Annotated in this window: 27 protein-coding genes and 1 riboswitch; of the genes, 15 read left to right on the plus strand and 12 right to left on the minus strand. The window is 74.2% G+C overall.

The annotated features are described in order from the left end of the window. Positions 1 to 57 precede the first annotated feature (57 nt). The 6 genes from ABT118_RS19145 (at position 58) to ABT118_RS19170 (ending at position 5,815) form a co-directional block, all read left to right on the plus strand. On the plus strand, positions 58 to 1,152 hold the full coding sequence (locus ABT118_RS19145) for an amidohydrolase family protein (RefSeq protein WP_350669937.1): 1,095 nt from the start codon (positions 58 to 60) through the stop codon (positions 1,150 to 1,152). Between the two features lie 34 nt (positions 1,153 to 1,186). Continuing rightward, positions 1,187 to 1,864: a uracil-DNA glycosylase gene (locus ABT118_RS19150; protein ID WP_350669938.1), complete on the plus strand. Its 678-nt coding sequence runs from the start codon at positions 1,187 to 1,189 to the stop codon at positions 1,862 to 1,864. A 193-nt stretch (positions 1,865 to 2,057) separates the two neighbouring features. Next, positions 2,058 to 2,978, plus strand: coding sequence for an SCO1860 family LAETG-anchored protein (locus ABT118_RS19155; protein ID WP_350669939.1), 921 nt, complete (start codon positions 2,058 to 2,060; stop codon positions 2,976 to 2,978). Between the two features lie 169 nt (positions 2,979 to 3,147). Then, a complete protein-coding gene (gene glnII, locus ABT118_RS19160) occupies positions 3,148 to 4,170 on the plus strand; it encodes a glutamine synthetase GlnII (RefSeq protein ID WP_350669940.1) in 1,023 nt (340 codons plus the stop codon). Between the two features lie 87 nt (positions 4,171 to 4,257). Continuing rightward, positions 4,258 to 5,436 carry a M48 family metalloprotease gene (locus ABT118_RS19165; protein WP_350669941.1) on the plus strand — a complete coding sequence of 393 codons (1,179 nt, stop codon included), beginning with the start codon at positions 4,258 to 4,260 and terminating at the stop codon, positions 5,434 to 5,436. A 10-nt stretch (positions 5,437 to 5,446) separates the two neighbouring features. Further along, the gene (locus ABT118_RS19170) at positions 5,447 to 5,815 is read left to right on the plus strand and encodes a glyoxalase superfamily protein (RefSeq protein WP_350669942.1); all 369 of its coding nucleotides are present in this window, start codon (positions 5,447 to 5,449) and stop codon (positions 5,813 to 5,815) included. Positions 5,816 to 5,869: 54 nt separating this feature from the next. On the opposite strand, the gene ABT118_RS19175 is transcribed toward ABT118_RS19170, so the two are convergent. Beyond that, positions 5,870 to 6,178: a hypothetical protein gene (locus ABT118_RS19175; protein ID WP_350669943.1), complete on the minus strand. Its 309-nt coding sequence runs from the start codon at positions 6,176 to 6,178 to the stop codon at positions 5,870 to 5,872. Between the two features lie 140 nt (positions 6,179 to 6,318). Next, positions 6,319 to 7,254, minus strand: coding sequence for a phosphatidylinositol-specific phospholipase C (locus tag ABT118_RS19180; RefSeq protein ID WP_350669944.1), 936 nt, complete (start codon positions 7,252 to 7,254; stop codon positions 6,319 to 6,321). Between the two features lie 153 nt (positions 7,255 to 7,407). Between ABT118_RS19180 and ABT118_RS19185 the strand changes: the two genes are divergently transcribed. From ABT118_RS19185 to ABT118_RS19200, 4 genes are all read left to right on the plus strand, one after another. After that, positions 7,408 to 7,962: an HAD domain-containing protein gene (locus ABT118_RS19185; RefSeq protein ID WP_350669945.1), complete on the plus strand. Its 555-nt coding sequence runs from the start codon at positions 7,408 to 7,410 to the stop codon at positions 7,960 to 7,962. Positions 7,963 to 8,191: 229 nt separating this feature from the next. Then, positions 8,192 to 8,806 carry an RNA polymerase sigma factor gene (locus ABT118_RS19190; RefSeq protein WP_350669946.1) on the plus strand — a complete coding sequence of 205 codons (615 nt, stop codon included), beginning with the start codon at positions 8,192 to 8,194 and terminating at the stop codon, positions 8,804 to 8,806. After that, positions 8,803 to 9,507, plus strand: a complete 705-nt coding sequence (locus ABT118_RS19195) for a hypothetical protein (RefSeq protein ID WP_350669947.1) — start codon at positions 8,803 to 8,805, stop codon at positions 9,505 to 9,507. Before ABT118_RS19190 ends, ABT118_RS19195 begins: the two co-directional genes overlap by 4 nt. A gap of 45 nt (positions 9,508 to 9,552) precedes the next feature. Beyond that, on the plus strand, positions 9,553 to 9,726 hold the full coding sequence (locus tag ABT118_RS19200; protein WP_350669948.1) for a hypothetical protein: 174 nt from the start codon (positions 9,553 to 9,555) through the stop codon (positions 9,724 to 9,726). An 11-nt stretch (positions 9,727 to 9,737) separates the two neighbouring features. On the opposite strand, the gene ABT118_RS19205 is transcribed toward ABT118_RS19200, so the two are convergent. The 3 genes from ABT118_RS19205 to ABT118_RS19215 form a co-directional block, all read right to left on the minus strand. Further along, positions 9,738 to 10,622, minus strand: a complete 885-nt coding sequence (locus tag ABT118_RS19205; protein ID WP_350669949.1) for a peptidase associated/transthyretin-like domain-containing protein — start codon at positions 10,620 to 10,622, stop codon at positions 9,738 to 9,740. Positions 10,623 to 10,712: 90 nt separating this feature from the next. Next, complete coding sequence (gene cobC, locus ABT118_RS19210) at positions 10,713 to 12,116, minus strand: Rv2231c family histidinol phosphate aminotransferase CobC (protein WP_350669950.1); 1,404 nt, start codon at positions 12,114 to 12,116, stop codon at positions 10,713 to 10,715. Positions 12,117 to 12,120: 4 nt separating this feature from the next. After that, on the minus strand, positions 12,121 to 12,597 hold the full coding sequence (locus ABT118_RS19215) for an OsmC family protein (protein ID WP_350669951.1): 477 nt from the start codon (positions 12,595 to 12,597) through the stop codon (positions 12,121 to 12,123). Positions 12,598 to 12,664: 67 nt separating this feature from the next. On the opposite strand from ABT118_RS19215, the gene ABT118_RS19220 reads away from it, so the two are divergent. After that, the gene (locus tag ABT118_RS19220; protein ID WP_350669952.1) at positions 12,665 to 13,216 is read left to right on the plus strand and encodes a GNAT family N-acetyltransferase; all 552 of its coding nucleotides are present in this window, start codon (positions 12,665 to 12,667) and stop codon (positions 13,214 to 13,216) included. Here ABT118_RS19220 and ABT118_RS19225 read toward each other — a convergent pair. Genes ABT118_RS19225 through ABT118_RS19245 form a run of 5 tightly spaced genes read right to left on the minus strand, consistent with a single transcriptional unit; the run spans position 13,189 to position 19,655 of the window. Next, a complete protein-coding gene (locus tag ABT118_RS19225) occupies positions 13,189 to 14,568 on the minus strand; it encodes a cobyrinic acid a,c-diamide synthase CobB (RefSeq protein ID WP_350669953.1) in 1,380 nt (459 codons plus the stop codon). The genes ABT118_RS19220 and ABT118_RS19225 overlap by 28 nt on opposite strands. A gap of 4 nt (positions 14,569 to 14,572) precedes the next feature. Beyond that, the gene (gene cobO, locus ABT118_RS19230) at positions 14,573 to 15,178 is read right to left on the minus strand and encodes a cob(I)yrinic acid a,c-diamide adenosyltransferase (RefSeq protein ID WP_350669954.1); all 606 of its coding nucleotides are present in this window, start codon (positions 15,176 to 15,178) and stop codon (positions 14,573 to 14,575) included. A gap of 3 nt (positions 15,179 to 15,181) precedes the next feature. Then, positions 15,182 to 17,206: a putative cobaltochelatase gene (locus ABT118_RS19235; RefSeq protein ID WP_350669955.1), complete on the minus strand. Its 2,025-nt coding sequence runs from the start codon at positions 17,204 to 17,206 to the stop codon at positions 15,182 to 15,184. Then, the gene (locus ABT118_RS19240; RefSeq protein WP_350669956.1) at positions 17,203 to 18,717 is read right to left on the minus strand and encodes a cobyric acid synthase; all 1,515 of its coding nucleotides are present in this window, start codon (positions 18,715 to 18,717) and stop codon (positions 17,203 to 17,205) included. The genes ABT118_RS19235 and ABT118_RS19240 overlap by 4 nt, the downstream gene beginning before the upstream one ends. Next, positions 18,714 to 19,655, minus strand: a complete 942-nt coding sequence (locus ABT118_RS19245) for a cobalamin biosynthesis protein (RefSeq protein WP_502884593.1) — start codon at positions 19,653 to 19,655, stop codon at positions 18,714 to 18,716. Before ABT118_RS19245 ends, ABT118_RS19240 begins: the two co-directional genes overlap by 4 nt. 81 nt (positions 19,656 to 19,736) lie before the next feature. Further along, positions 19,737 to 19,936: riboswitch (cobalamin riboswitch) on the minus strand. A 124-nt stretch (positions 19,937 to 20,060) separates the two neighbouring features. Here ABT118_RS19245 and ABT118_RS19250 point away from each other — a divergent pair. The 4 genes from ABT118_RS19250 to ABT118_RS19265 all read left to right on the plus strand — a co-directional run bounded on the left by ABT118_RS19250 (position 20,061) and on the right by ABT118_RS19265 (position 24,409). Further along, the gene (locus ABT118_RS19250) at positions 20,061 to 20,477 is read left to right on the plus strand and encodes a YidB family protein (RefSeq protein WP_350669957.1); all 417 of its coding nucleotides are present in this window, start codon (positions 20,061 to 20,063) and stop codon (positions 20,475 to 20,477) included. Between the two features lie 395 nt (positions 20,478 to 20,872). Then, complete coding sequence (locus ABT118_RS19255; protein WP_350669958.1) at positions 20,873 to 21,562, plus strand: helix-turn-helix transcriptional regulator; 690 nt, start codon at positions 20,873 to 20,875, stop codon at positions 21,560 to 21,562. 101 nt (positions 21,563 to 21,663) lie between these two features. Beyond that, positions 21,664 to 22,782, plus strand: coding sequence for an alpha/beta hydrolase family protein (locus ABT118_RS19260; RefSeq protein WP_350669959.1), 1,119 nt, complete (start codon positions 21,664 to 21,666; stop codon positions 22,780 to 22,782). 193 nt (positions 22,783 to 22,975) lie between these two features. Beyond that, positions 22,976 to 24,409, plus strand: coding sequence for an amino acid adenylation domain-containing protein (locus ABT118_RS19265; RefSeq protein ID WP_350669960.1), 1,434 nt, complete (start codon positions 22,976 to 22,978; stop codon positions 24,407 to 24,409). Between the two features lie 88 nt (positions 24,410 to 24,497). Here the strand turns inward: ABT118_RS19265 and ABT118_RS19270 are convergent, their stop codons facing one another. Next, positions 24,498 to 25,382, minus strand: coding sequence for a CDP-alcohol phosphatidyltransferase family protein (locus ABT118_RS19270; protein ID WP_502884591.1), 885 nt, complete (start codon positions 25,380 to 25,382; stop codon positions 24,498 to 24,500). Next, positions 25,369 to 26,058, minus strand: a complete 690-nt coding sequence (locus tag ABT118_RS19275) for a phosphatidylserine decarboxylase (RefSeq protein WP_350669961.1) — start codon at positions 26,056 to 26,058, stop codon at positions 25,369 to 25,371. Before ABT118_RS19275 ends, ABT118_RS19270 begins: the two co-directional genes overlap by 14 nt. Positions 26,059 to 26,084: the final 26 nt, after the last annotated feature.

The raw sequence follows: 26,084 nt of genomic DNA on the forward strand, positions 1-26,084 counted from the left end.
CCATTTTGCCCTGGTCCGTCCTTCGGTGGCACGTACCGGCCTCGGTAGAGTGCGGGCATGAGTGATGCTGCGGTGCTGCACGTCAAGGGCCGGGTGCTGGTCGGCCCCGAGGACGTCCGGGACGAACTCTGGGTGGTGGGTGGCCGGGTGACGTACCAACGGCCCGCCGGTGCGGCCCGGACGGTGCAGGGCTGGGCGGTGCCCGGGCTGGTCGACGCGCACTGCCACGTCGGGCTGGACGCGCACGGCGCCGTGGACGCCGCGACCGGCGAGCAGCAGGCGATCACCGACCGGGACGCGGGCACCCTGCTGATCCGCGACGCCGGTTCGGCCGCCGACACCCGCTGGGTGGACGCCCGGGAGGACCTGCCCCGGATCATCCGGGCCGGCCGCCACATCGCCCGGACCCGGCGCTACATCCGCAACTACGCGCACGAGATCGAGCCCGGCGACCTGGCCGCGTACGTCCGGGCCGAGGCCAGGCGCGGCGACGGCTGGGTCAAGCTGGTCGGCGACTGGATCGACCGGGGGACGGGCGACCTGGCCGCCTGCTGGCCGGGGGACGCGCTGCGGGAGGCGATCGCCGCCGCGCACCAGGAGGGCGCCCGGGTCACCGCGCACTGCTTCGCCGCCGACTCGCTGCCCGACCTGCTGGCCGCCGGGATCGACTGTGTGGAGCACGCGACCGGTCTGACCGAGGAGTTGATCCCGCAGTTCGCCGCCGCCGGGGTGGCGATCGTGCCGACGCTGGTGAACATCGCGACCTTCCCGAAGCTGGCGGCGGGCGGCGAGGAGAAGTTCCCGGCCTGGTCGGCGCACATGCGGCGGCTGCACGAGCGGCGCTACGACACCGTGGGCGCGGCCCACGACGCCGGGGTCCCGATCTACGTCGGCACCGACGCGGGCGGCTCGCTCGCGCACGGCCTGGTCGCCGACGAGGTGGCCGAGTTGGTCAGGGCCGGCCTGTCGCCGCTCGCCGCACTGGGCGCCGCCACCTGGACCGCCCGCAAGTGGCTCGGCCGCCCGGGCCTCACCGAGGGCGCCCCGGCCGACCTGGTCGTCTACGCCGCCGACCCCCGCGCGGACGTCCGCGTCCTGGCCGACCCGCAACTGATCGTGCTGCGCGGCCGGATCGTCCGAGGGAGGGCGTGAAGGACCGGGTCCGGTGGCCGATAGGCTGACCCGTATGGCTGCACGTCCGTTGAACGAGATTGTCGAACCCGGCTGGGCCGAGGCGCTGGCGCCGGTGGCCGGGCAGGTCGCCGCGATGGGGGACTTCCTGCGCGGGGAGCTGGCGGCGGGGCGGACGTACCTGCCGTCCGGGCCCAATGTGCTGCGGGCGTTCCAGCAGCCGTTCGACTCCGTCCGGGTGCTGATCATGGGTCAGGACCCGTACCCGACGCCGGGCCATGCCGTCGGGCTGAGCTTCTCGGTCGCGCCCGAGGTGCGGCCGATCCCGGGCAGCCTGATCAACATCTTCCAGGAGTACGGCCGCGACCTGGGCTTCCCGCCGCCGGCCAACGGTGACCTGACCCCGTGGACGGACCGGGGCGTGCTGCTGCTGAACCGGGCGCTGACCACCGCGCCCGGCAAGCCGGCCGCGCACCGGGACAAGGGCTGGGAGAAGGTCACCGAGCAGGCGATCCGCGCGCTGGTGGCCCGGGGCGGGCCGCTGGTGGCGATCCTCTGGGGGCGGGACGCCCGCAAGCTGCGCCCGTTGCTCGGCGAGGTGCCGGCCGTCGAGTCCGCCCACCCGAGCCCGATGTCGGCGAGCGGCGGCTTCTTCGGCTCCCGCCCGTTCAGCCGGGCCAACCAGCTGCTGGCCGGCCAGGGCGCCCAGCCGGTCGACTGGCGCCTGCCGTAGGGCTTCTCGGTCAGCACTCCGCGTCAACTCAACCCGAAAGAGTGAACTGACGCACAGTGTTACTCATGTGACGGATTGTTCGAAGAGACTGTCGGCAGTCGAGAGCACCAGCCCCCTCCCCGTGCCTGCGCCGGGGAGCGTCCGCGGCCCGCTCTGCCCACTCTTCCTCCCTGGGGGTTCCTCCGTCATGCCCGTGCGCCGCTCCGTCCTCCGTACCTCGGCCGCCACCGCCCTGACCGCCGCGCTGCTCCTCCCCGGCGCCGCGCACGCGGCCGAGCCGGTCCCCGGCTCCCCGGGCAAGGCGGCCGCCGTCACGGCCGAGCTCGACCTGAAGGTGGCCCTGGTGGGCGGGGCGGCGGCCGTACCGGTCAGGATCTCGCTGAACAAGGTGGAGTCCCCGGCCAGTCTGAACGGTTCGGTGCTGACCGCGAAGGTGGACGGCGTGGACCAGGGACGGCCGGTCACGCTGGTGCGGGCCGACGTCGGCAAGTCCACCACCAGGGCGGACGCCACCGGCGCCGCCGCCAAGGTCGAGCTGGTGGATGCCGACGTCCGGGCGCCGGGCCTGCTGGGTGCGGCCCTGCTCCAGCTGGAGGCGCTGAGCGCGGAGGTCACCTGCCCGGTGGACGGGCCGCCGACCGCCAAGGTGACCTCGCCGGCCCGGATCTCCGTGCTCGGCAAGTCCGTCGCGCTCGGGCTGAGCAAGCCGACCCATGTGGAGGTCCCCGGCGTCGGGGTGGTCGACATCGAGTTCTCCGGGAAGAGCACCACCTCCTCCACGGCCGCCGCCTCGGCCCTGGAGGTGCAGGTGGACGTCAACCCGCTCAACCTGAACGTGGCCAAGGTCAGCGGAAGGATCACGGTGGCCTCGGTCAGCTGCGAGAAGCCCGTCCCCGCCCCGTCGCCGGGCGCGGTGTCCCCGAGCGCGGCGCCGACCAAGGCGAACCGGGCGGTCCCGGCGGTGGCGACCAAGCCGGGGGAGGGCCAGTCGCTGGCCGCCACCGGCAGCAGCGGGACGGGTACCGTGCTGGCCGCTTCGGGCACCCTGCTGGCGGTCGGGGCGGTGGCGCTCCGGCTGACCCGGCGCCGTCGCGCGCACGCCCGCCGGCACTGATCAAGGGGTGGACCGACCCGTCCACCATCCGGACATGACACTTTCCGACGGTGGTCGTGCCGCTGCGGACGGTTGGTTCACATGGGCGTTACACGGGAGGAACAACCGGGAAACGGCGGCTTGCGACGCTACGCGGGCACCCACCACCCAAGCAGTGAGGTTCACCGCAATGGCAATCAAGGCCGAGTACATCTGGATCGACGGCACCAAGCCGACCGCCAAGCTCCGTTCCAAGACTCGGGTGCTGCCGAACGCGGACAAGATCCCCACCTGGGGCTTCGACGGTTCTTCGACCAACCAGGCCGAGGGTCACGCCTCGGACCGTGTGCTCGAGCCGGTGAAGGTCGTCAAGGACCCGATCCGCGGCGGCGACAACATCCTGGTCCTCTGTGAGGTCTTCGAGACCGACGGCACCCCGCACGAGTCCAACACCCGTGCGCTGCTGCGTCCGATCGCCGAGCAGTTCGAGAGCCAGGAGGCCATCTTCGGCATCGAGCAGGAGTACACCTTCTTCAAGGGCTCCCGTCCGCTCGGTTTCCCGGAGGGCGGTTACCCGGCCCCGCAGGGTGGCTACTACTGCGGCATCGGCGCCGAGGAGGTCTTCGGTCGCGAGATCGTCGAGCTGCACCTCGACCGCTGCATCGACGCCGGCCTGGCGATCTGCGGCATCAACGCCGAGGTCATGCCCGGCCAGTGGGAGTTCCAGATCGGCCCGGTCGACGCGCTGACCGTCTCGGACGACCTGTGGATCGCCCGCTACCTGCTCTACCGCACCGCCGAGGAGTTCGGCATCGACGCGACCCTGGACGCCAAGCCGGTCCGCGGCGACTGGAACGGCGCGGGCGCGCACACCAACTTCTCCACCCGGTCGATGCGTGAGGGCTACGACGCCATCATCACCGCGTGCGAGTCGCTCGGTGCCTCGCAGGAGAAGGTCCTGGAGCACGTCAACCAGTACGGTGACGACATCCAGTCCCGCCTGACCGGCAAGCACGAGACCGCCCCGTGGAACGTGTACTCCTACGGCGCGTCCGACCGCGGCGCCTCGGTCCGCATCCCGTGGCAGGTCGAGGTCGACCGCAAGGGCTACATCGAGGACCGTCGCCCGAACGCGAACGTCGACCCGTACGTGGTCACCCGCCTGATCGTGAACACCTGCTGCTCCGCCCTGGAGAAGGCCGGCCAGGTCTGATCCGGCTGAACGCCAGTCACTTCGCGCGGCCCGTCCACCCCTTCGCGGGGAGGACGGGCCGCCGTCGTTCTGCCACCCTTGACTCCCATGGACTCCCTCCCCGCCGCCCCCGACTTCACTCCCGGGCAGGCGGCCCGGGGCCGGGCGCTGCGCCGGGCCCAGCTGCCCTGGGTGCTCGGCGCCCGCGCCGTCGGGCTGCTGCTGCCGCTGCTGCTCGGACTCACTCCCGCCGGGGCCGGGCTGGTCACGGCGGCCGGTGACCTGTTCGGCGGCTCCCGGACGGCGCAGGTGCCGGCCGGGGTGGCCGCCCTGCTGCTGCTCGGCGAACTGGCCCGACTCCCGTTCGCCGCCCGGCTGCACCTGATCCGCCGGGAGTACGGGCTGGTCACCCAGGGCTGGGCCGGCTGGGCGGTGGACCTGCTGCGCGGGCTGGCCCTCGGCCTGGTGCTGGCGCTGCCGGTCGGGTACGGGCTGTACGCGCTCACCGACCGCTCGCCGGACGGCTGGTGGCTGCCCGCCGCGCTGCTCGCGGCCGTACTGGTGCCGCTGCTCTCGTTCCTCTTCCCGCTGCTGGTCGAGCCGCTGTTCAACCGCTTCACCCCGATGCCGGAGGGTGAACTGCGCACCGCCCTGCTGGACTTGGCCGAGCGCGACCGGGTCCGGGTGCGCGAGGTGCTGGTCGCCGACGCCTCCCGCCGCACCACCGCGCTCAACGCGTACGTCTCCGGCCTCGGCGCCACCCGCCGGATCGTCGCGTACGACACCCTGCTCTCCACCGCGGCGCCGCGCGAGGTCGAACTCGTGGTGGCCCACGAACTCGGCCACGTCAAGCACCGGGACGTGCTCACCGGCACCCTGCTCGGCTCGCTCGGCGCAGCCGTCGCGGTCGCCCTGCTCGGGCTGCTCACCTCCTGGCGGCCGCTGCTCGACGCGGCCTCCGCCGACTCGGCGGCCGACCCGCGCTCGCTCTTCCTGTTCGCGGCCTGCGCCACCGTGCTCGGCACCCTGGCCGGGCCGTTCCAGTGCGCGGCGAGCCGCCGGATCGAGACCAGGGCCGACCGCCACGCCCTCGAACTCACCTCGGACCCCGAGCAGTTCATCGCGATGCAGCGGCGCCTCGCGGTCACCAACATCTCCGACGTCGACCCGCCCCGGCTGCTCCAGCTGCTCTTCGCCACCCACCCCAGCGCCACCGACCGGATCGCCGCCGCCCGGGCCTGGGCCGCCGTGCGTGTCGAACGGGGCGGGGCGGGCGGGGTTCGGTAGCGTCGGCCGCATGGACTGGAAACTCGAACTGGTGGCGGTCCCGGTCTCGGACGTGGACCGGGCCAAGGCCTTCTACACCGACCAGGTCGGCTTCACCGCCGACCACGACCACACGGTCAGCGACACGATCCGCTTCGTCCAGCTCACGCCCCCGGGGTCGGCCTGTTCGATCGCGCTGGGGACGGGACTGCTGGACACCCCGCCCGGCTCGGCCCAGGGGCTGCAGCTGGTGGTCGCCGACATCCACGCCGCGCACGCCGAACTCAGCGGGCGGGGCGTCGCGGTGAGCGAGGTGCAGGAGTTCCCGTGGGGCTCCTTCGTCTTCTTCGCGGACCCGGACGGCAACGGCTGGGCGGTCCAGCAGCTGCCCGCACGCTAGCCCGCCCCGGCCTGCCCCTCCGGCCCGTCCTCCCGGCCTGTCCTTCCGGCGGCCTCAGCCGAGCAGCAGCGGACCGCTGCCGGCCAGCGACGGGGCGCCGCTGAGCGCGTGCATCAGCTCGGCGTCGCCGTCCACCGAGAGGGCGCTGTCGGTGCACTTCTGCATCAACCCGCCCACCGGGAGCGCCTCGGTGGCCATCGCGGTCATCGCGACCGGGCCCTGGGTGCCGAGCTTGCCGACCTCCGAGCAGGTGGTGTCCAGGGCCGCGCCGGTGGTGTCGGGGGCGGCCCAGGCGACGGCGGGCGCCGCCCCCAGCACGGCGAGTGCGACGGCGGACACGGAGGCGGCGGTCTTGCGAATCATGAGCTCTCTCTCCCAGGGCGTTCCGGAACCATCCGCGATCATCCCGCCCCGGCCGCCGCCACCCGGCCCGATCCGCGCCGGACACGCCCCGGTTCGCCGGAAGGGATGACGGCGGAGCGGCAACGGGCTGACGGAGCCGGTCAGATGAAGTTCTTGTCGATCAGGAGCTGGAGCGCGTTGGTGTGGAAGTCGGGGAAGTCCATCGGCACCACCCCGAGGTTCGCCCGCTGCTGCTTGCGGGCCTCCAGGTACTCCCAGACCTTCTGCATGACGGTCTGCGAGGAGTACTTCGGCCACTCGCCGTTCCCGATGCTGGCGAAGTTGAGGTAGAGCTTCGCCGAGCCCTGGTCGTTGAAGGCCTTGTCGAACTGCCGCTGCACGTACGAGGACCACTTCGTGCCGCTGCTGATCGCGGTGTACCGGTCCTGCAGGTCGATCACGTCGTTGGACAGGAAGCCGTTGTCCCCGCCCGGCCAGTGCAGCACCGGCCAGTCGTTGGCGAAGTCGGCCAGCAGCACGATCCGGCCGCGCGCCTCGCCGAGGGCGGGCACCCGCGGGGCGGTCCAGAACAGCGGCCGGTAGCCCTTGGTGTCCAGGTAGCCGTTGAAGATCCGGGCGAAGTCCGCGCCGACGTCGTTGTTGGTCCCGTTCTCCTTCTTCACCCGCATCAGCAGCACCTCGCCGGGGTGCGCGGCCAGAAAGCTCCGGCACTGGTTCAGCACCTGGTCGAAGGTGGTGCCCTGGTACCAGCCCGAGTGGTAGATCCCGAACGCGTCCGGCGCACCCGCCAGACCGTTGCAGCGGATGTCCAGGAAGCGGATGCCGCGCTCCAACTGCTCCGGTACGCCCCAGTTCTGGGTGTGCGACCACTCGGTGCCGTTGGCGGGATCGGTGCAGCAGGAGTCGTGCGTCCCCGGGATCGTCATCCGCAGCAGCGACCGCCCGTCCGGCAGCCCCGCCATCCAGGACGCCCCCACCCGCGCCTGCGGGGCGGCGCCCGCCGGTCCGGTGCCGAGCGCACCGGCTACCAGCGTGGCGGCGGCAGTGCTGAGGAGCGTACGGCGGGTCAGCTGCATCGGGGCCTCCGGCGAAGGGGGAGTTGACGGCGTACGGCCACCACGGTCCCGCCGCCCGCCCCTCGCCACAAGCCCCCCGACAAAAACCGGAGGCGTCCCCCGCCCCGCCCGACTACGGTGCCCCCACCGCCGCCGCCGCCTCGAGGAGACCCGATGCCCCGCCCCCTGCTCCTGCTCGACGTGGACGGCCCGTTGAACCCGTACACCGCCAAGCCGCACCGCCGCCCCGACGGCTACCTGACCCACCGGGTCAGGCCCGCCTCCTGGATCGCCCGGCAGATGCAGTGGCAGCACCGCCCGGCCGACCGGGTCCGCCCGCTCCGGCTCTGGCTGCACCCCGGGCACGGCCCGGCGCTGCTGGCGCTGCCGTACGAGCTGGTCTGGTGCACCACTTGGAAGGACGAGGCCAACACCTGGATCTCACCATTGCTCGGCCTGCCCGAACTCCCGTACGTGGAATGGTCGTCCATGCACCAGGGCGATCCCGAGGACCTGCACTGGAAGACCCGGCAGCTGGTCGCCTGGGCGGCCGGCCGGCCGTTCGCCTGGGTGGACGACGAGCTGGAGGAGCGCGACACGGAGTGGATCGCCGCCCACCACCCGGGGCCCGCGCTGACGGTACGGATCGACCACCGGGTGGGGCTGCAGCAGGCCGACTTCGCGCTGCTCGCGGAGTGGGCCGGAGAGCTGGCTGACGGAGACTCATGAGGCCGGTGGGACACCGGAGTTGATCGATAAACTTCGGAGTTCGACCGTCCATATCTTTTTACCTTCGGGCGATGAACGAAGCCGGTGTCCGGGCGATTTGATGCAACGGAGAGCGCGCTCCACCCTCCGAACCGGCGCGCACCGGACCCCCCGAAGGAACCCTCAGATGACCAGCCGTCCCCCCGTCCTCCCGCGCGGTGCCGTCACGGACCCGACCGGGGAGGCCTGAATGAACGACGCCACCTCGGCCGAACCGGCCGGCACCCACCCCGAACTCGTGCTGCCGATCAGCTTCCAGGCCTTCCAGGAGCTGCACGGCGAGCCGTACTTCCGCTACACCCTGGCCAACCTCGGCAGTCCGGCGGTGGCCCAGCAGCTCGTCGACGACGTGTTCGCCGCCCTGGTGGTGCGCTGGGAGCACGTGCTCACCCAGCCGAACCCGGCCCGCTACGGCTGGCGGATGCTCAGGCACGTGGTCGAGGCCGAACGCGACCGCCGCCAGGAGCACCTGGCCCTGGTCGAGCGGATCGCCTTCTCGATCCGGCTGCGCGACCAGGCCGAGGCGTTCCTGCACGACCTCGGCGCCTGCGTGGCCGAGTTGGAGGAGGGGATGACCCTGGGTGCCGCCCTGCTCGGGCTGTCCGGGGCCAAGTTCGACGTGATGGTGCTGCGCTACGTCAACGGCTGGTCCGTCGCCGAGACCGCCGCGGCGATGGGCATCGAGGAGCCCACCGTGCGCTCGCTGACCTCGCAGGCGCGGAACAAGATCGAAACCAGGCTCAGGCCCCGACGGCTGCTCAGGTCGCCGGGCCCGACGACGCACGACGAGGAGTGCTCCCCGTGACCGGCCACCTCGACCGCCTGCTGAATGCCGTCGCCCCCGACCCCGACCTCCCGCAGCCCCGGTACGACCTCCAGGCCGGCCGCCAGTACGCCGCCGAGCGCCTCGCGGCCCACGCCGCCGGGTTACCGGCCGCCGCCGCACCCGGCGTGGACCGGCCGGACCGGGACGGGCTGAGCTTCCACGACCACGCCGAACGCGACCTCACCGCCCTCGCCACCCTGGTCCTGCACCAGCCCGGGGCCTACGACTGGCTGTCTAGCCTGGAGGGCGACCGGATCGACCCCAGGGGCGGCCTGGTCTTCGCCTGCCTGCTGCACCTCACGGGCCAGCCCTTCGAGGCCCAGTGGTGGTGGCAGTTCGCCGCCGGTGCAGGGGACTGCACCGCCACCTACTGCCTCTACCTGCACCACATCCGGCTCGGCGAGATGCGCGACGCCGAGCACTGGTTCGACCAGGCCGCCCGGCTGGAGGCCGAACCCGGCATGCTGCCGCCGACCCCGCCGACCATACCCGGCTACTTCCGGGACGCTCCCTGGGTCTGCCAGTACCTGCCGGGCCCGGACGACCTGCCGGCCGGGCCCGACCACGCGCTGCGCGAGTCGCTCGGCAACCGGCAGACCCTGCGCGACGACATGTGCGGCTCGTTCAGCCTGCCGCCGGAGAACATCGCCGACCACCTGCTCGACCTGGTCGGTAACTGACCGACCGCCCGCAAGTCCCCCTCCCAGCCGAAGGGTTCATCAGCCATGCCCACGCTCGTCACACTGCTCGAACCGGGCGCTCTCGCCCTCACCACGCTCGCCGCCGGCTACACCCTCACCCTCGCGGGGCTGGCCGTCACCTCGGTCACCGCCCGGAGCGCGCAGCGCCGCCGGGACGCCCGGCAGACCCTCACCGTGCTGCTCCGCCGCGGCGGTTGACGGCCCGCCGGCTAGCTGCCGTCGTGGTCCGGGTCGACGCCGAAGGTGATCACGCCGAGGTAGCCGTCGCCGTCCTCGGTGACCTTGAGGAGCATGGCGTCCCGGTAGATCGAGTCGCCCTGGTTGAAGGTGTCCCGGCCGGTGTGCCCGGAGTACGGCGCCTGGGCGAAGACCTTCGAGTTCAGGGTCTCGTCCATCATCAACTGGGTGGTCAGGGTGCGGTCGTTGTCGATGTGCACCATGGCGTGGATGTGGACGGTGCGGCCGACGTACCAGCCCGGCCAGACGGTGGTGAACCGGACGATGCCGTCGGCGTCGGTGACCTGGGCGCCGCGCAGGTAGCGCTTGTCGTCCTGCGGGGTGAGGTCGCCCCCGGCGCCGCCACCTGCTGCTCCGCCGCCTGCGCCGCCGTCGGACGGCGGTGCGCCGGTCGGTGCGCCGGAGGGCGGTGCACTTCCGCCCGGGCCCCCGCCGCCCCCGCCGCCGGAGGAGAGCGACTCGGCGCCCGAGTACAGCCCGGCCGCGTCGCAGTGCCAGATCTCCACCACCGCGTCGGGCAGCGGCCCGCAGGCCTCGCTGTCCTGCACCCGCACGGCCAGCCGGAGCCGGGTGCCCGGGCGGTCCTCGCGGATGTCGCTGCGGATCCGGTCGGCGTCGAAGTAGTACGGGCCCTGGGTGGTGCCGGGCGTGAGCGTGCAGGTGCCCGCACCGGCGAACAGAGCGGCCAGGTCATCGGTGGAGGCCGTGGTGGCACTGCTCGACGGGACAGCAGCGCCCGCGCCGGTCGACTCCGTACCGCTGCACGCCGCCAGCAGCGCGCCGAGGCCGATGCTGCCGAAGCCCGCCAACGCGGTTCGGCGGCTGACCCGTTGGCCTTCGTGGTGGTCGTGTTCCATGGCGCTGCTCCTCCGGTGTCCTGCTCCGATGGCCGGGAGCCTAGGAACGCCGGATGAGAGCGCGGTGGCAGGCGGCTGAGGGCCGGGTGGTCAGTTCCGGGTGAGATCTGAGAGCACCCTGAGGAAGCGGTCGGTGGTGGCCTCGTCCCGTACTGCGATCCGCAGCCAGTCGGGGCCGAGCCCCGGGAAGGTGTCGCCCCGGCGGACGGCGAAGCCGGCCGCGCGCAGGCGGTCCCGGAGCAGGTCCGCGCCGGGGGTGTGCACCAGGACGAAGGAGGCGGCCGGGTCGCCGTGCACGGTGAGGGCCGGGATGTCCGCCAATCCCCGCAGCAGATGGGCGCGTTGGGCGGCGATGGTGTGCGAGGCGGCCTCCGCCTCGGCCAGTGCGGCGGGTGCGCTGCAGGCCTCGGCGGCGGCCAGGGCGGGGGTGGAGACCGGCCAGAGCGGCTGGGCGGCGCCGAGCCGGGCGATCAGTTCGGCGGGCCCGAGGACGTAGCCGATCCGCAGGCCGGCCAGACCCCAGGTCTTGGTCAGGCTGCGCAGTACCACCACCTCACCGGGCAGGTCGCGGACGGCGGCCAGGCTCTCGCGCTCGCCGGGGACGGTGTCGATGAACGCCTCGTCCACCACCAGCGTCCGCCCCGGGCGGGCCAGTCCGGCCAGACCGGGATGGAGCACGGAGGTCGGGTTGGTCGGGTTGCCGACCACCACCAGGTCGGCCTCCTCGGGGACGGCGCCCGGGGTGAGCCGGAACCCGTCGGCGGGGGAGAGCAGCACCCGGTGCACCCGGTGCCCGGCGTCCCGCAGCGCCGCCTCCGGCTCGGTGAACTGCGGATGCACGACCACCGCATGACGGGGCGCCAGTACCCGGGCCAGCAGGACGAACGCCTCGGCCGCCCCGGCGGTGAGCAGCACCTCCGCCACCGGTCGGCCGTGCCGGGCGGCGACGGCGGCCCGGGCGGCGCTGCCCTCGGGGTAGGCGGCGAGGTCGGCCAGGGTGGCGGCCAGGTGCTCGCGGAGCCAGGCCGGCGGGGTGCCGGTGCGGACGTTGACCGCCAGGTCGACCAGGCCGGAGGAGCGGACCTCGGCGTCGCCGTGGTGCCGCAGATCGGGCCCGGGCCCCGCGACGGCCACCGTCGCGTTCGCCGACTTCCGCTTGGCCGCCAGCAGTCGGCCGTCGGGCGCGGCGGAGAGCAGGGCGGCGGCCTCGGCCACGCTGGGCGTGCCGGTGGCACTGCGGGCGGCTGCGGACGGGTTCGGCACGGGCACGGTGGCCAACTCCTCGGCGTGGTGGCCGACCAGGGGGACGGCAAGGGTCCGGGCGGCGGCGAGCAGGCCGGGTTCGGTGGTCTTCGCGGCGACGGTGGCCAGCCGGCCGACGTCCCGACGGGTCCGCCCGAGCGCGGCCAGCGCGGCGTCGATCAGGTCGAGCAGTTCGGCCGCCGGCACGCCGCTGCGGGCGCCGACACCGACGGTGAGCGCAGGGCGGCGCACGGCCTCAGGCCCCGGCCCGGACGGTGACCACCGGTCGGTGGTGCACCGGGAAGTTCACCGAGTTGGCGATGAAGCAGGCCCGGTTGGCGTCGGTGTGCAGGGCCAGGGCCCGGTCCACCATCCCGGCCTCCGCCACCTCGACCACCGGGTGCAGCACCGCCTCGCTGAACTGCCCGCTCACCCCGCTCCGGGTCAGCGTGCCGACCGGCTGGTCGGTGTAGGCCGTGACCACGACCCCGTCGGCGGCGCAGAAGTACAGGTACGACATCAGGTGGCACTGGGCCAGCGCGGCGAGCAGCAGCTGCTCCGGGTTCCACCGGCTCGGGTCGCCGTGGAAGGCCGGGTCGGCACTGCCCTGGATGGCCGGCAGGCCGCGGGCGGTGATCTCGTGCGCACGGGCGTAGGAGCGGTGGCCTGCGGTTCCGGTCCCGGTGTTCCCGGTCCACTCCACCCGAACGGTGTAGGTGTGCTGCATCGTCATCGGGACTCCTCGCGAACTGGACGAAATGGGTTGGACAGCCGTGCACGGGTGGACGAACATCCGCACTGTGACAGATCGATCAGCACCCTGGACCTCCGACCCGGCCGCCACCAAGCAGGTCAGCCTGGTACGGGTGCCCCGCGCCGTGATGGCCGCCCTGATGGCGGGTGACCGGGCCGCCGCCGAGGCCGGGGCCGGCCTCCCGTTCGACGACTTCCTGACCGGCGAGCGGATGCGCGGGACCTGGGCCCGCCGCTACCGCCAGACCGGCGAGGACCCGTCCAGCGCCGACTGGGTGACCCGGGCCGTCTACGACGGCGGCCTGGTGGTCGGCGGCGCGGGCTTCCACGGCCCGCCGGACGAGCGCGGCATGGTCGAGGTCGGCTACGGCGTCTCGCCGGAGCTGCGCCGCCAGGGGTACGCCAAGGCGATCCTGGCCGCGCTGATCCGACGGGCCGGCGTCGAGCCCGAGGTGACCGTGGTCCGGGCCACCATCAGCCCGGACAACGCCGCCTCGCTGGCCACCGTGGCCGCCTTCGGCTTCGTCCACGTCGGCGAGCAGTGGGACGAGGAGGACGGCCGGGAGCTGATCTACGAACTCCCGCTCGCAGCCGAGTAGTCGGCGGCCGCCCGGACGAACCGGGCGGCCAGCTCGGGTGCCCCGGCCCAGTGCAGGTGCAGGTACGAGGCGTGCACCGAGCCGCTGACGAAGCCCTCGGTGCAGTTCCCGGCCGGACCGCGCCAGCCCCAGGCCGGCTGCTTGCCCGCGCCCGGCTCGCAGACCGTCCGGTGGAACTCGTGCCCGCGCAGCCGGGAGCCGGTCGGCGCCAGCACGCTGTCGGTGAGTGCGACCGCCTCCCGGTAGCCGAGGGTGAGCCGCTCGGTCATCCGGGCCGAGGACTCCAGCACGCCGCACATCGGCAGGCCGTCCAACTCCTGCCCGAGGTAGAGCAGTCCGGCGCACTCGGCACTGACCGGCGCCCCGGCGGCCGCCAGCGCGGCGATCGAGGCGCGCAGCCCGGCGTTGGCGCTGAGCTCCTTGACGTACAGCTCGGGGAAGCCGCCGCCGATCACCAACCCAGCCACCCCGGCGGGCAGTTCGGCCGCCTGCAGCGGGTCGAACGGGACCACCTCGGCACCTGCCGCGGCCAGCAGTTCGGCGTTCTCGGCGTACGAGAACGAGAACGCCGCCCCGGCCGCCAGGGCGACCCTCGGCCGGCCCGGCACCCGCTCGACCTCCTGCCCGGCCGACCACGGCTCGGCGTCCAACGGAGGTGCGCTGCGCGCGAGTTCGAGCAGCGCGTCCAGGTCGACCGAGGCGCCGATCAGCTCGCCCATGTCCCGTACCGCCCGTACCGCGTCCGCCGAGCGCTCGACCGCGGGGATCAGGCCCAGGTGCCGGGACGGCGTGGCGACGGCGGCCGAGCGCCGGACGCAGCCGAGCACCTCCACCCCGCCGCCCTCCTCCAGCGCCTCCCGGAGCAGCTGTTCGTGCCGGTCCGAGGCGACCCGGTTGAGGATCACCCCGGCGAGCCGGACCTCCGGGTCCCAGGAGGCGAAGCCGTGCACCAGCGCGGCCACCGAACGGGACTGCGAGGAGGCGTCCACCACCAGCACCACGGGGGCCCGGAGCAGCTTGGCGACATGGGCCGTGGAGGCCAGCTCCCCCCGCCCTGCGGCCCCGTCGTACAGGCCCATCACGCCCTCGACCACGGCCACGTCGGCCCCGGCGGCGCCGTGCAGGAAGAGCGGGGCGATCCGCTCGGGCCCGCACATGAAGGCGTCCAGGTTGCGGCCCGGCCGCCCGGCGGCCAGCGCGTGGTAGCCGGGGTCGATGTAGTCGGGGCCGACCTTGTGCGGGGAGACCGCCAGGCCGCGCGCGGCGAGGGCGGCCATCAGGCCGGTGGCCACGGTGGTCTTGCCCGCCCCCGAGGAGGGGGCGGCGATCACCAGGCGGGGGATGTTGTTCAACGGACTACCACTCGATACCGCGCTGGCCCTTGCGGCCGGCGTCCATGGGGTGCTTCAGCTTGGTCATCTCGGTCACCAGGTCGGCGAGTTCGAGCAGCTCGTCCTTGGCGTACCGGCCGGTGATCACCACGTGCTGGTTGCCGGGGCGGTTGCGCAGCACCTCGACCACCTCGTTCACGTCGACCCAGCCCCAGTGCATGGGGTAGGTGAACTCGTCCAGCACGTAGAAGCGGTAGGTCTCGGCGGCCAGGTCGCGCTTGACCTGCTCCCAGCCCTCCTTGGCCGCCTCCTCGCTGGACTCGACCATGTCCGCGGAGCGCTGGACCCAGGACCAGCCCTCGCCCATCTTGTGCCAGGCGACGGTGCCGCCCTCGCCGGAGGCGCCGAGCACCTTGAGCGCGTTCTCCTCGCCGACCTTCCACTTGGCCGACTTGACGAACTGGAACACCCCGACCGGCCAGCCCTGGTTCCAGGCCCGCAGCGCCATCCCGAAGGCGGCGGTGGACTTCCCCTTGCCGGGGCCGGTGTGCACGGCGGTGATCGGTTGGGTACGGCGCTGGCGGGTGGTCAGGCCGTCGTCGGGGACGGTCTCGGGCTGGCCCTTGGGCATGGGTCAGGCTGCCTTTCGCATCGATGGGGAGGGCCGGTGCGCGTGCACCAGGGCGGCGACGCCCTCGGCCCTGAGGTCGTCCAGGGTGACGGCGGAGGCGTTCAGCTGGGCCGCCAGGGTGTGCGCCAGGCCGAGCCGGACGTGGCCGGACTCGCAGTCCAGCACCACGCTCGCCACGCCCTGGGCGGCCAGCAGCCCGGCCGCCCGGCCGGACTGGGCCAGCGCGTCCTTGCCGCCGGTGGCCCGGCCGTCGGTCACCACCACCAGCAGCGGGCGGCGGTGCGGGTCGCGCATCCGCTCCAGCCGGAGCGTCTCGTGCGCCCGGAGCAGCCCGGCGGCCAGCGGGGTCCGCCCCCCGGTGGGGAGCTGTTCCAGCCGGGCGGCGCCGACCTCGACCGAGGAGGTGGGCGGCAGCGCCAGCTCGGCGCCGGTGCCCCGGAAGGTGATCATGCCGATCTTGTCCCGCCGCTGGTAGGCGTCCATCAGCAGCGAGAGCACCGCGCCCTTGACGGCGGTCATCCGCTGCCGGGCCGCCATCGACCCGGAGGCGTCCACCACGAACAGCACCAGGTTGGACTCCCGTCCCTGGCGCACCTGTTCGCGGAAGTCGTCCTTGCGCAGCACCAGCGCCCGCGAGTCCCGCCCGCGCGCCGCCTGGTGCGGCGCGGCGGCCTGCAGGGTGGCGCTCAGGTGCAGCCGGCTCAGGTGGCCCTGCGGCCGCCGGGCCCGGATGGTGTGCCCGCCGTCGGTCTCGGCGGGGGAGCGGCGCCCCTGGGCGCCCTTGCCGGTGCCGGGCACCTTGAACAGCCGGGTCCGGTACGGCTCCCCGGCCGAGGCCACCGGCGCCTTGCTGCCGCCGCCCTGCGCCTGCGCGGGCAACTCCGGCTCCGCGGCGGGCTCTTCGGCCGCTGCCGAGCCGTCGGGGGCGTCGCCCTGCGGCTCGGGGGCACCGCCGCCGTCACCGTCCGGGCCGCCGCCGTCCGGGCCGTCGTCCTCGGGGCCCTCGTCGGGGCCGTCGGAGTGCTCGTCCAGGGTGCGGTCGAGCTGCTCCTCGTCCAACCCCGGTGCGTCGAACGGGTTCCGCCGCCGACGGTGCGGCAGGGCGAGCTGGGCGGCCTTGCGGACGTCCTGTTCGTTCACCTCCGTCCGCCCCTCCCAGGCGGCCAGGGCGACTGCGGTGCGGGCCATCACGATGTCCGCGCGCAGCCCGTCCACCTCGAACGCGGCGCAGACGGCCGTGATCTGACGCAGCGCCACATCGGTCAGCTCGACCCGGGGCAGCAACTCCCGTGCGGTGGTGATCCGTTCGGCCAGCTCCTGCTCCTCGGCCGCGAACCGGGCGGCGAAGCCGTCCGGGTCGGCGTCGTACGCCAGCCGGCGGCGGACCACCTCGGCCCGCTCGTCCGGCTCCCGGGTGGCCGCGATCTCCACCGTCAGCCCGAACCGGTCCAGCAGCTGCGGCCGCAGCTCGCCCTCCTCCGGGTTCATCGTGCCGACCAGCAGGAACCGGGCCGCGTGCCGGACCGACACGCCCTCGCGCTCCACGTAGGAACGGCCCATCGCGGCGGCGTCCAGCAGCAGGTCCACCACGTGGTCCTGGAGCAGGTTCACCTCGTCGATGTAGAGCACGCCCCGGTGCGCCCGGGCCAGCAGGCCCGGCTCGTACGCCTTGACGCCCTCGGCCAGTGCGCGCTCCAGGTCGAGCGAGCCGACGATCCGGTCCTCCGAGACGCCGACCGGCAGCTCGACCAGGTACGCCGGACGGCTGTCGCCACCGGCCGGGGTGTGCGGACCGTCCGGGCACTGCTGGTCGGGTGACGCGGGGTCACAGGCGAACCGGCAGCCCGGCACCGTGTCGATCGACGGCAGCAGCCCGGCCAGGGCCCGCACCATGGTCGACTTGGCGGTGCCCTTCTCACCCCGGACCAGCACGCCGCCGACGGCCGGCGAGACGGCGTTCAGCAGCAGCCCGAGCCGCAGGTCGGCCATGCCGACGATCGCGGTGAAGGGGTAACGCACGTCGGTCATCGGTCGGTCTCCGTAGCTCGGGGTGCCCCGGGTGGGACGAACGGCAGGTGGGCGGGTGCACCGCCCTCGATCAGCTTCCACAGGGCGTCGGTGTCGGCGTGCTCCTCGATCAGGTCGCCCAGGCGGTCCAGGCGCTCCTCGCGCGCGGCGGCGAAGGAGGTGTCCGGCGCCGGGACGAAGGCCCGGCCCGCCTGCTCCGCCACCTCGCGCAGCAGCGCCCGGCGGAAGCCGTCGTTCTCCAGCGCACCGTGCCAGGTGGTGCCCCGGACGGACCCGACCCGGCAGCCGTCCAGGAACGGTTCCCCGCCCTCGACCGTCACCACGCCGTGGTGGATCTCGTACCCCTCGACCCGCTCGCCGAAGGCCTCGCCGACCGGACGGGCCAGCACCTTCTCCCGGCCGAACACCACCCGGGTCGGCAGCAGGCCGAGCCCCTGGACCGTCCCGGCCTTCGACTCGACCGCGTCCTCGATCACCTGACCGAGCATCTGGTACCCGCCGCAGACCCCGAGCACCGGCCGCCCGGCGGCCGCCCGGGCCTTCAGCACCGGCTCGATCCCGCGCTCGCGCAGCCAGGCCAGGTCCGCCACGGTGGCCCGGGTGCCGGGCAGCACCACCAGGTCGGCGTCGGCCAGCTCCTCGGCCCGGGTGGCCCAGCGGACCAGCACGCCCGGTTCCTGCGCCAGCGCGTCCAGGTCGGTGAAGTTGGACAGCCGGGGGAAGCGGACCACCGCGACCCGCAGCACGTCCGCCCCGACCGGGCCGCGGACCGAGCCCTGGTCCACCACCGTGGTCAGGTCCAGCGAGTCCTCGGCGTCCAGCCACAGGCCGGACAGCATCGGCAGCGTGCCGAGCACCGGACGCCCCGTCAGCTCGCGCAGCATCTCCAGGCCGGGCGCCAGCAGCCGGGCGTCGCCCCGGAACTTGTTCACGAACCAGCCCGCCACCAGCGCCTGGTCCTCGGCCGACAGCAGCGCCAGCGTCCCGTACATCGCGGCGAAGACGCCGCCCCGGTCGATGTCGCCGACCACCACCACCGGCAGCTTCGCCGCCGTGGCCAGGCCCATGTTGGCGATGTCGCGGTCCCGCAGGTTGATCTCGGCGGGCGAGCCCGCACCCTCGCAGACCACCACCTCGTACCGGCTGCGCAGGTCGGCCAGGCACTCCAGTGCCCGCTCCAGCAGGACCGGCTTGCGCTCGCGGTAGTCCAGCGCGCCGACCTCGGCGACCGCCTTGCCGAGCAGCACCACCTGGCTGCGGCCGTCCGCGCCCGGCTTGAGCAGCACCGGGTTCATCGCCGCCTCCGGCTCCACCCGGGCGGCCTGTGCCTGCATCGCCTGCGCGCGGCCGATCTCGGCGCCGTCGGCGGTGACGAAGGAGTTCAGCGACATGTTCTGCGCCTTGAACGGCGCCACGCTGACACCCTGTCGGGCCAGCCAGCGGCAGATGCCCGCGGTGACCACGCTCTTGCCCGCGTCGGAGGTCGTCCCGGCGACCAGCAGAGCGTTCATCGCTTCCTCCACGAGTACAGTGCCCGGCCGGTCACGGTGACCGCCAGTGCCAGGGCGCCGACCCGCCGGGAGAGCGTGCAGGCCCGTTCGATGTCATCGACCGTCACCGGCCGCAGCTCGCCGCCGAGTACCGGCCGGTGCTCGACACGCTCCCCGTACCGCAGCGTGCCGCCCAGCTGGACGCCGAGTGCTCCGGCGAAGGCCGATTCGGCCTGGCCCGCGTTCGGGCTGGGGTGTGACGAGCCGTCACGGCGCCAGACCCGCCAGGCGGTGCGCGGCTCGGGCGCGGCCGCCACCGTGAGCAGTGCGGTCAGCCGGGCACCCGGCCACCCGGCCAGGTCGTCCAGGCGGGCCGAGGCCCAGCCGAACCGCAGGTGGCGCGGGGAGCGGTGGCCCACCATCGCGTCCAGGGTGTTGACGGCCCGGAAGGCGAGCAGACCCGGCGTGCCGGCCAGCGCGCCCCAGGTGAGCGCGTTCACCACGGCGTCGGCGGTGTTCTCGGCCACCGACTCCACCACGGCGCGGGCGATCTGCGGCCCGTCCAGCGCGCTCGGGTCCCGCCCGCACAGGTGCGGCAGGCGCTCGCGGGCGGCGGCCAGGTCGTGCTGCCGGAGCGAACGGCCGATGGTGCGGGCCTCCCGGGTCAGCGAGGTGCCGCCCAGCACCGTCCAGGTCGCGGCGGCGGCGAGGACGGCCCGGGCGACCGGGGCGTCCTTCAGGGCCCGCTCCGCGAGCACGGCCCCGGCCGCGACGGTGCCCACGCAGGCGGCCGTGTACGCGGCCCCGGCCGGACGGTGGTCGCGCCACAGCCGGCGCTCCAGCCGGGACGCGGCCGAGCCGAACACGGCCACGGGGTGGCCCCGGCGGGGGTCGGCGAACTGCGCGTCGGCGAGGTAGCCGGTGACGGAGCCGAGCAGGAAGGGGAGCGCGGGGGTCAGCCTGCGCACGACGGGGGGAGGTCGTCGCGGTCCTGGGCAGGCGGCATGGCGTGCGTGTCCTCACTCAGGGTCCGCGCCCTGGATCGACGTACCGGGGGCGAGAGTCTCCTGGCTTCCGGGTCCGACACACCCTCGGGCCTTCCAACAGCCGCCTGGGCGGGCCGTCGTGACCATATGTCGAGCGTGCTCCCCGGTGACAGTGGCGGGACCGCGCCGGATTCGCACCGGCTTCCTCTACTTGCCTCCGTTTGGCTGAAGGATCCCATCACGCGCCTCGATCGGCCGTCAACAAAGGGCGCGGAGGGGTTGGTCACACGGACGTTCGCCCCGCCGTGCGGGGGGTGCCGGGCCGGGTGAAGCTGGCCCTGGCGCGGCGCAGGTCCGCGTCCGGACTGGAGGACGGTCATGACCGATCTCGGCAAACTTCTCGGGGGACTGCTCGGCGGCGGGGGAAGCGGGGGCGGAAGTGGAGGCGGGGGTGCGGGGAATCTGCTCGGCCTGCTGCTGGGAGCGCTCGGCGGCAGCAAGGGAGCGTCCGGCGGCCTGGGCGCGCTGCTGCAGCAGCTGACCCAGGGCGGGCTGGGGTCGCAGGCCCAGTCCTGGGTCGGCACCGGCGACAACCACCCGGTGAGCGGCGCCGAACTCGCCGCCGCCCTGCCCGACCAGGAGCTGGACGCGCTGGCGCAGCAGGCCGGCCTCTCCCGCGAGGAGGCCGCCGACCGGCTCGCCGCCCAGCTCCCGGGCGCGGTCGACCAGCTCACGCCGAGCGGCGAGGTGCCGAGCCCGGCCACGCTCGAGCAGCTCTTCGGCAAGCAGAACTGAGACCTCACCCACAAGCCCGGGGCGCCGCCCGCGCGGCGGAGCCGCACCTCGGCAGCGCCCTGGGCCCCGGGTGAGGCACTGGTTGATCGAACGTGTGCCGAGCCCCGCGACACTCGAGCAGCTCTTCGGCAAGCAGACCTGGGCTCGTGGTGCTGCGGACGGGCGGCTCCGCCGTCGGGGCGCCCTGCCCGACCGAAGTCGGCACCGCCCGCGCGGCGGAGCAGCGCCCCGGGCGGACGTACTGGTTGATCGAACGTGTGCCTACCTCCGAGTAGGAGGGCTGATCGGGCGTCAGCATTGGTGCGATCCGCCAAAGGCCCGGTGAGGGGGGCCCGGGGGCTTCGTGTGTTCAGCGGGTGATCGGGGCGACGGGTGCGGGCCTAGCGTCTGGTGGCATGCGACGCAGACCGCCCACCCCCGCGCCCGTGCCCTTCTCGCCGACGGCGGCCCGGGCCCATCGGGCCGGGCTCGGCCTGACCCCGGACCAGGTCGCGGAGGGGATGGCCGCGCACGGGGTGCGGCTGCTGCCGATGCACGTGATCGGCTGGGAGACCGGCGAGTTCCGGCCGTCCGAGGAGGAGTTCATCGCGCTCTCCCGGGCGCTCTGGTGCCCGCCCGCCCAGCTGATGGGCGCCGCGCCGGCCACCCTGCGGGACTTCCGGGTGGCCCGGGAGCTGACCCAGGACCAGGCCGCCCGCCGGATCGGCATCGCGCTGCGCACCTACGAACAGGCCGAGCTGGCCGGCAAGTGGGTCGGCGACGCCGAGCAGACGTACGAGCTGGCCCACGCGCTGGGCATCGGACTGCGGATGCTGGTGCGGGTGACCCACCGTCAGGACGAGCTCGACCGGTGCCTGAAGCAGTGCGTGGAGGGGCGCTGGCAGTCCCAGGTGAAGCCGGTGGCCCGGCTGGTGCCGGTGCCCCGGCAGGTGCTGGAGCAGACGCTGGCGGAGCTCCAGGGCGAGTACCTGGTGCCGATGCACTGGGGCTCCGCCCCGGCCCCGGCCGACCAGCAGCCGGTGAAGCCGCACGCGCAGCGGTTCTGGGAGCTGCTCGCCGCGCACCGGACCGAGATCCCGGTCTGACGGGCCGTCGGCTCCCGGACGGCCCCCTCCCGGTGGCAGCGCGCCACCGGCGCCGGTGGAATGGACCGCATCGTCCCGTCCACAGCACACCGGGGAGCGCAATGCGTTGGGGAACCGCGGCCATGGTCGCCGCCGCCGCAGTCGGAGCCGGTACCGCAGCCGTCCTGCTGCTCGGCCGCAGGGCGTCCGACGGAGTGCTGCGACCGCGTGTCGCCGAATCCGGGGCGGGGGCCGACCTTCGGGTGCACGGCCTGGCCGCCGGCGAAGTGGTGCTCACCCGCGGCATCGCCACCGCCCGCCCCGGCCAATACGCGCTGGAGTGGAAGGACGGCGGCCACGCGGTGGTCGGCGCGGTGCTCGGCACCGGTCCGCAGACCGTCACCCGCCGGCTGGAACGCGTCGACAGCGGGGTGCTGGCGCCCGGCACCGAGGTCGAACTGACGCCCCGGGTCCTCACCGGCGACCCGCGCTCGGCACTCGGCCTGCACTACACCGACACCGCGGCCGAGGGCGAACTCGGCACCCTGCCCGCCTGGTACGTCGACGGCAAGCGCGGTACCTGGGTGATCCTGGTGCACGGCCCCGGCGCCGACCGCTCGCAGGCACTGCCGGTGCTCCCGGTGCTGCACCGGCTCCAGCTGCCCGCGCTGGCGGTCACCTACCGGGGCGACGCGGGCGCACCCGCCTCGCCGGACCGGCTCGGGCACTTCGGCGAGACGGAGTGGCAGGACGTCGACGCGGCGATCCGGCTCGCCCTCGACAGCGGCGCGGGCCGGGTGATCCTGTACGGCTGGTCGGTCGGGGCCACCATGGTGCTCCAGGCCGCCGCCAGGACGGCCTGGCGGGACGCGATCGCCGGGCTGGTGCTCGACTCCCCGGTGCTGGACTGGTCCCAGACCGTCCGGCGGGAACGCGCCCGGGCCGGCGTGCCCGCCCCGCTGGCCGAACTCGGTGCCCTGGCCGCCGAGGGCCGCTCCGGGGTCGACCTGGCCGGTTTCGCCCGGCTCGCCGCCGGGGCCGACCTGCACGTGCCGACCCTGCTGCTGCACAGCCCCGCCGACTCGATCGCCCCCTGGGACGCCGCCGCCCGGCTGGCCGACCTGCGCGGCGACCTGGTCAGCCTGCACCCCGTCCCGCACGCCGAGCACGCGGCGCTCTGGAACGCCGACCCGGCCGGATACACGGAGACCCTCCGCCGCTGGCTCACCCCGCTGCTCTAGGGCCGGTGCTCCAGGGCCGCCCCGGGCCGCCGTGCGGACCGTGAAATGACCGTTGGCGTCTGGTTTGCCCCCGGCTCGTGAAAAGGCGATGTGACAGAAGGCCCACGCACGGGGAAGACTGCACGGCGTGACGTCTCGGAATTCGCGCGACCGTGATGCCCCGCTCCCGCCGACGATCGGTACCGGGGCGACGGTGACCCGTCTCCCCGGCACGGCCCGCCGCGGTGACACCGCACAGCCGGGCAGCACCCCCACCCCCCGCCGCCGTACCCCCGCACCCAAGCCCGGCCGAGGCCGCTCGCCGGTGCCGGACGGCTTCCCCGCACCCGCCGAGCTGGCCCCGCTGGCCCGCCGGATGCTGGCCGACGCGGTCCGGATCGCCCGCTGGGCCGGCGAACTCGACGAGGTCGACAAGCGCGGTGAGCTCCTCCCCGAGGACGCCCGCGCCGCCGGCCGCGCCCTCGCCATGACCGTCGGCGCCGCCGCCAACGCCTGGGGCCAGGCCCTGCTGGTCGGCCTGGTCGAGGCCCGCGACGGCGGTGCCACCCCCGGGTGGCGCCTGCACGCGTGGGAGCACGACGACGAGGCCGTGATCCGCGGCTGGTCCGCGCTCTTCGACGCCTGGACGCTGGTCGCCCCGATGCCGCCCGCCGCGATGCGGGGCGTCTTCGCCGTGCTGGCCGGACAGGCCGTGGACCAGGCGCCCCAGCTGCTCTCCTTCCTGCACCTGGTGGACGGCCCGGTGGCCGACAGCGAGCTGCTGGAGCTGCTCCGCCGGGGCCTGGACGAGCGCCGGGTCGCCGCCGGGGCCACCCCGCTGTCGCCCGTCCCACACGCCGCCTCCGCCGTCTCCGCCGTCCGCGGCACCTGCCGCGAGCCGCAGATCGACACCCCGCACTCGCCGGCCGACGTGGCCGCGGTGCTGGACTGGATGCTGGACGGCCTGGCCGCCGTCGGCGCCCTCTCCCGCCAGGACGAGGCGGCCGAGCTCTCCCCGCTCGGCCACTGGGCGGTCCGGGCCAAGCTGGAGGAGATCTGCACCGTCGCGCAGACCGCCGCCGGGCACATCGAGCAGGACGCGCTGGAGCTCCTGGACGCCTGCGCCAACTACTCGCCCGGCCCCGCCAGGGCCGAGTACCGCGCCTGGGTCGCGGCCCGGCCGGTGGACCGCGCGGTGGCCGAACTGCTGGACGCCGCCCGGGGCGACGACGCGCTGCTGCGCGGCCTCGCCTTCGAGGCGCTGCGGGTCGCCGGGGGCACCGCCGAGCAGGCGGTCCGGGCAGCCGTGGACGAGGCCGTGCTGCGGCCCTACGCGCTGCTCTGGCTGGCCGAGCAGTCCGACGAGGTCGGCGTCCTGCCCTCGGACGTCCTGACGGCCGAGGACGCCGCCTGGCTCTGGGTCGACACGGCCGCCGCCGTGCTCGACCACGGCGAGACCGGCCTGCTGGTCGGCCACGTCGAGGGCGCCTCGGCCGGGGAGCCGGTCCGGCTCTTCAACCGGGCCCGCCAGTCCGGCCACCCCCGCGCCGCCTCCGTCCTCACCGCGGTCGCCGGGGTCCACCCCGACCCCGCCGTGGCCCGGGCGGCCCGCCGCAGCGCCTTCAGCGTCCACAAGGGCGGCGCCTAGCCTCCGGCCTTCCCAGCAGGTGCACCGAAGCCAACGCGAAGGGCCCCGATCCGGTTCCGGATCGGGGCCCTTCGTCGTGTGCCTGGCGTCAGCAGCCGCGCGACTCCGCGCGGCGGGCGCGGACGTCCCCGACCTTCTGGCCCACCTTGCGGCGGATGACCAGGAGGGGGGCCATGGCGGCCAGCGTGATCTGGGCGATCGCGCCGATGTGCATCAGGGTGTTGCCGCCGGGCAGACCGGCCGCCCAGGCCGCGAGGCAGCCGATCGAGACCACGATCCAGCAGAGCGTGGCGGTGGCCAGCAGGCCCTGCGGCTTCGGGTACTCGATCCGGCTCACCATCAGGTACGCCACGCCGAAGATCATCAGCAGGCCCGGCACGAACGGCGGGTCCAGCAGGACGATCGCGATCACCGTCATGGCGCCCATCGGGCAGGGCATGCCCTGGAAGATCCCCGGCTGCATCTTGACCGCCGAGAACCGGGCCAGCCGGAGCACCACCGCGAGCAGCACGGTGAGCGCGATCAGCGCGGAGAAGCGCTGGTCCTGCCCGGGGCTGACGATGCCCCAGACCGCGACGAAGTAGGCGGGGGCGATGCCGAAGCTGATCAGGTCGGCCAGGTTGTCGAGCTCCGCACCCAGCGCCGAGGAGCGCAGCCTGCGGGCCACCAGGCCGTCGAACAGGTCGCACATCGAACCGATCAGCAGCAGCGTCACCGCGGTGGCGGCGCTGTGCTTGTCGGGGCCGGCGGCGGAAGCGCCGGTGATGTGCGGCATCAGGACCCCGGTGGTGATCGAGTAGATCGCCAGGAAGCCGCAGACGGCGTTCCCCAGGGTCAGGAAGTCGGCGGTCGAGAGGTGCTGCGGCGAACGCGGAGCACGGAGCTCGCGGTCGCGCGCCCAGCGGCGGCGGCGCAGGTCCGTCTCCTCGTCGTCGTTGAGGCCGACTAGCGTCTCAGGATCAGTCACGGTCAAGGCGCGTCACCCCGGCAGTGGTCTTCTGGCCGACCTCGACGCCGACCTCGACGCCGGCCGGCAGGTAGGTGTCGACCCGGGAACCGAACCGGATCAGACCGATCCGCTCGCCCTGCTCGACCTTGGTACCGGCGTCGACGTACGGCACGATGCGACGGGCCACGGCCCCCGCGATCTGCACCATCTCGATGTCGCCGAGCTCGGTGTCGAAGTGCCACACGACCCGCTCGTTCTGGTCGCTGTCCTTGTTGAACGCCGGGACGAAACCGCCGGCGACGTGCTCGACGGACGTCACGGTGCCGGGCAGCGGCGCGCGGTTGACGTGCACGTTGAGCGGGCTCATGAAGATCGCCACGCGGGTGCGGCCGTCCGGCCAGGCGTCGATCGACTGCACGACACCGTCGGCGGGCGAGATGACCCTGCCGGTCCCGATCTCACGCTCGGGGTCGCGGAAGAACCACAGCATGCCCGCGCTGAGCGCACAGGCCGGCACCGCCGCCACGGCCCACTTGCCGCTCCGCCTGGTGAGGGCGGTGGTGAGGGCGGCGGTGGCGAGCGTGGGGACGAACCAGGGGGTGGCTCCTCGCGCGATGGTGACGCGAGGGCGCCGACCGTTGGCCGCGGCGAGGGCATCGCCGGCCGGAGCGGAGGAGTGAGGGGACGGGCTGATGGGCATCGAATACCTTAGTCGCGGGCCCCGAC

Origin of the sequence: Kitasatospora sp. NPDC002040 (genome assembly GCF_040296785.1) — a bacterium.
In the GTDB taxonomy this organism is placed as follows: Bacteria; Actinomycetota; Actinomycetes; order Streptomycetales; family Streptomycetaceae; genus Kitasatospora.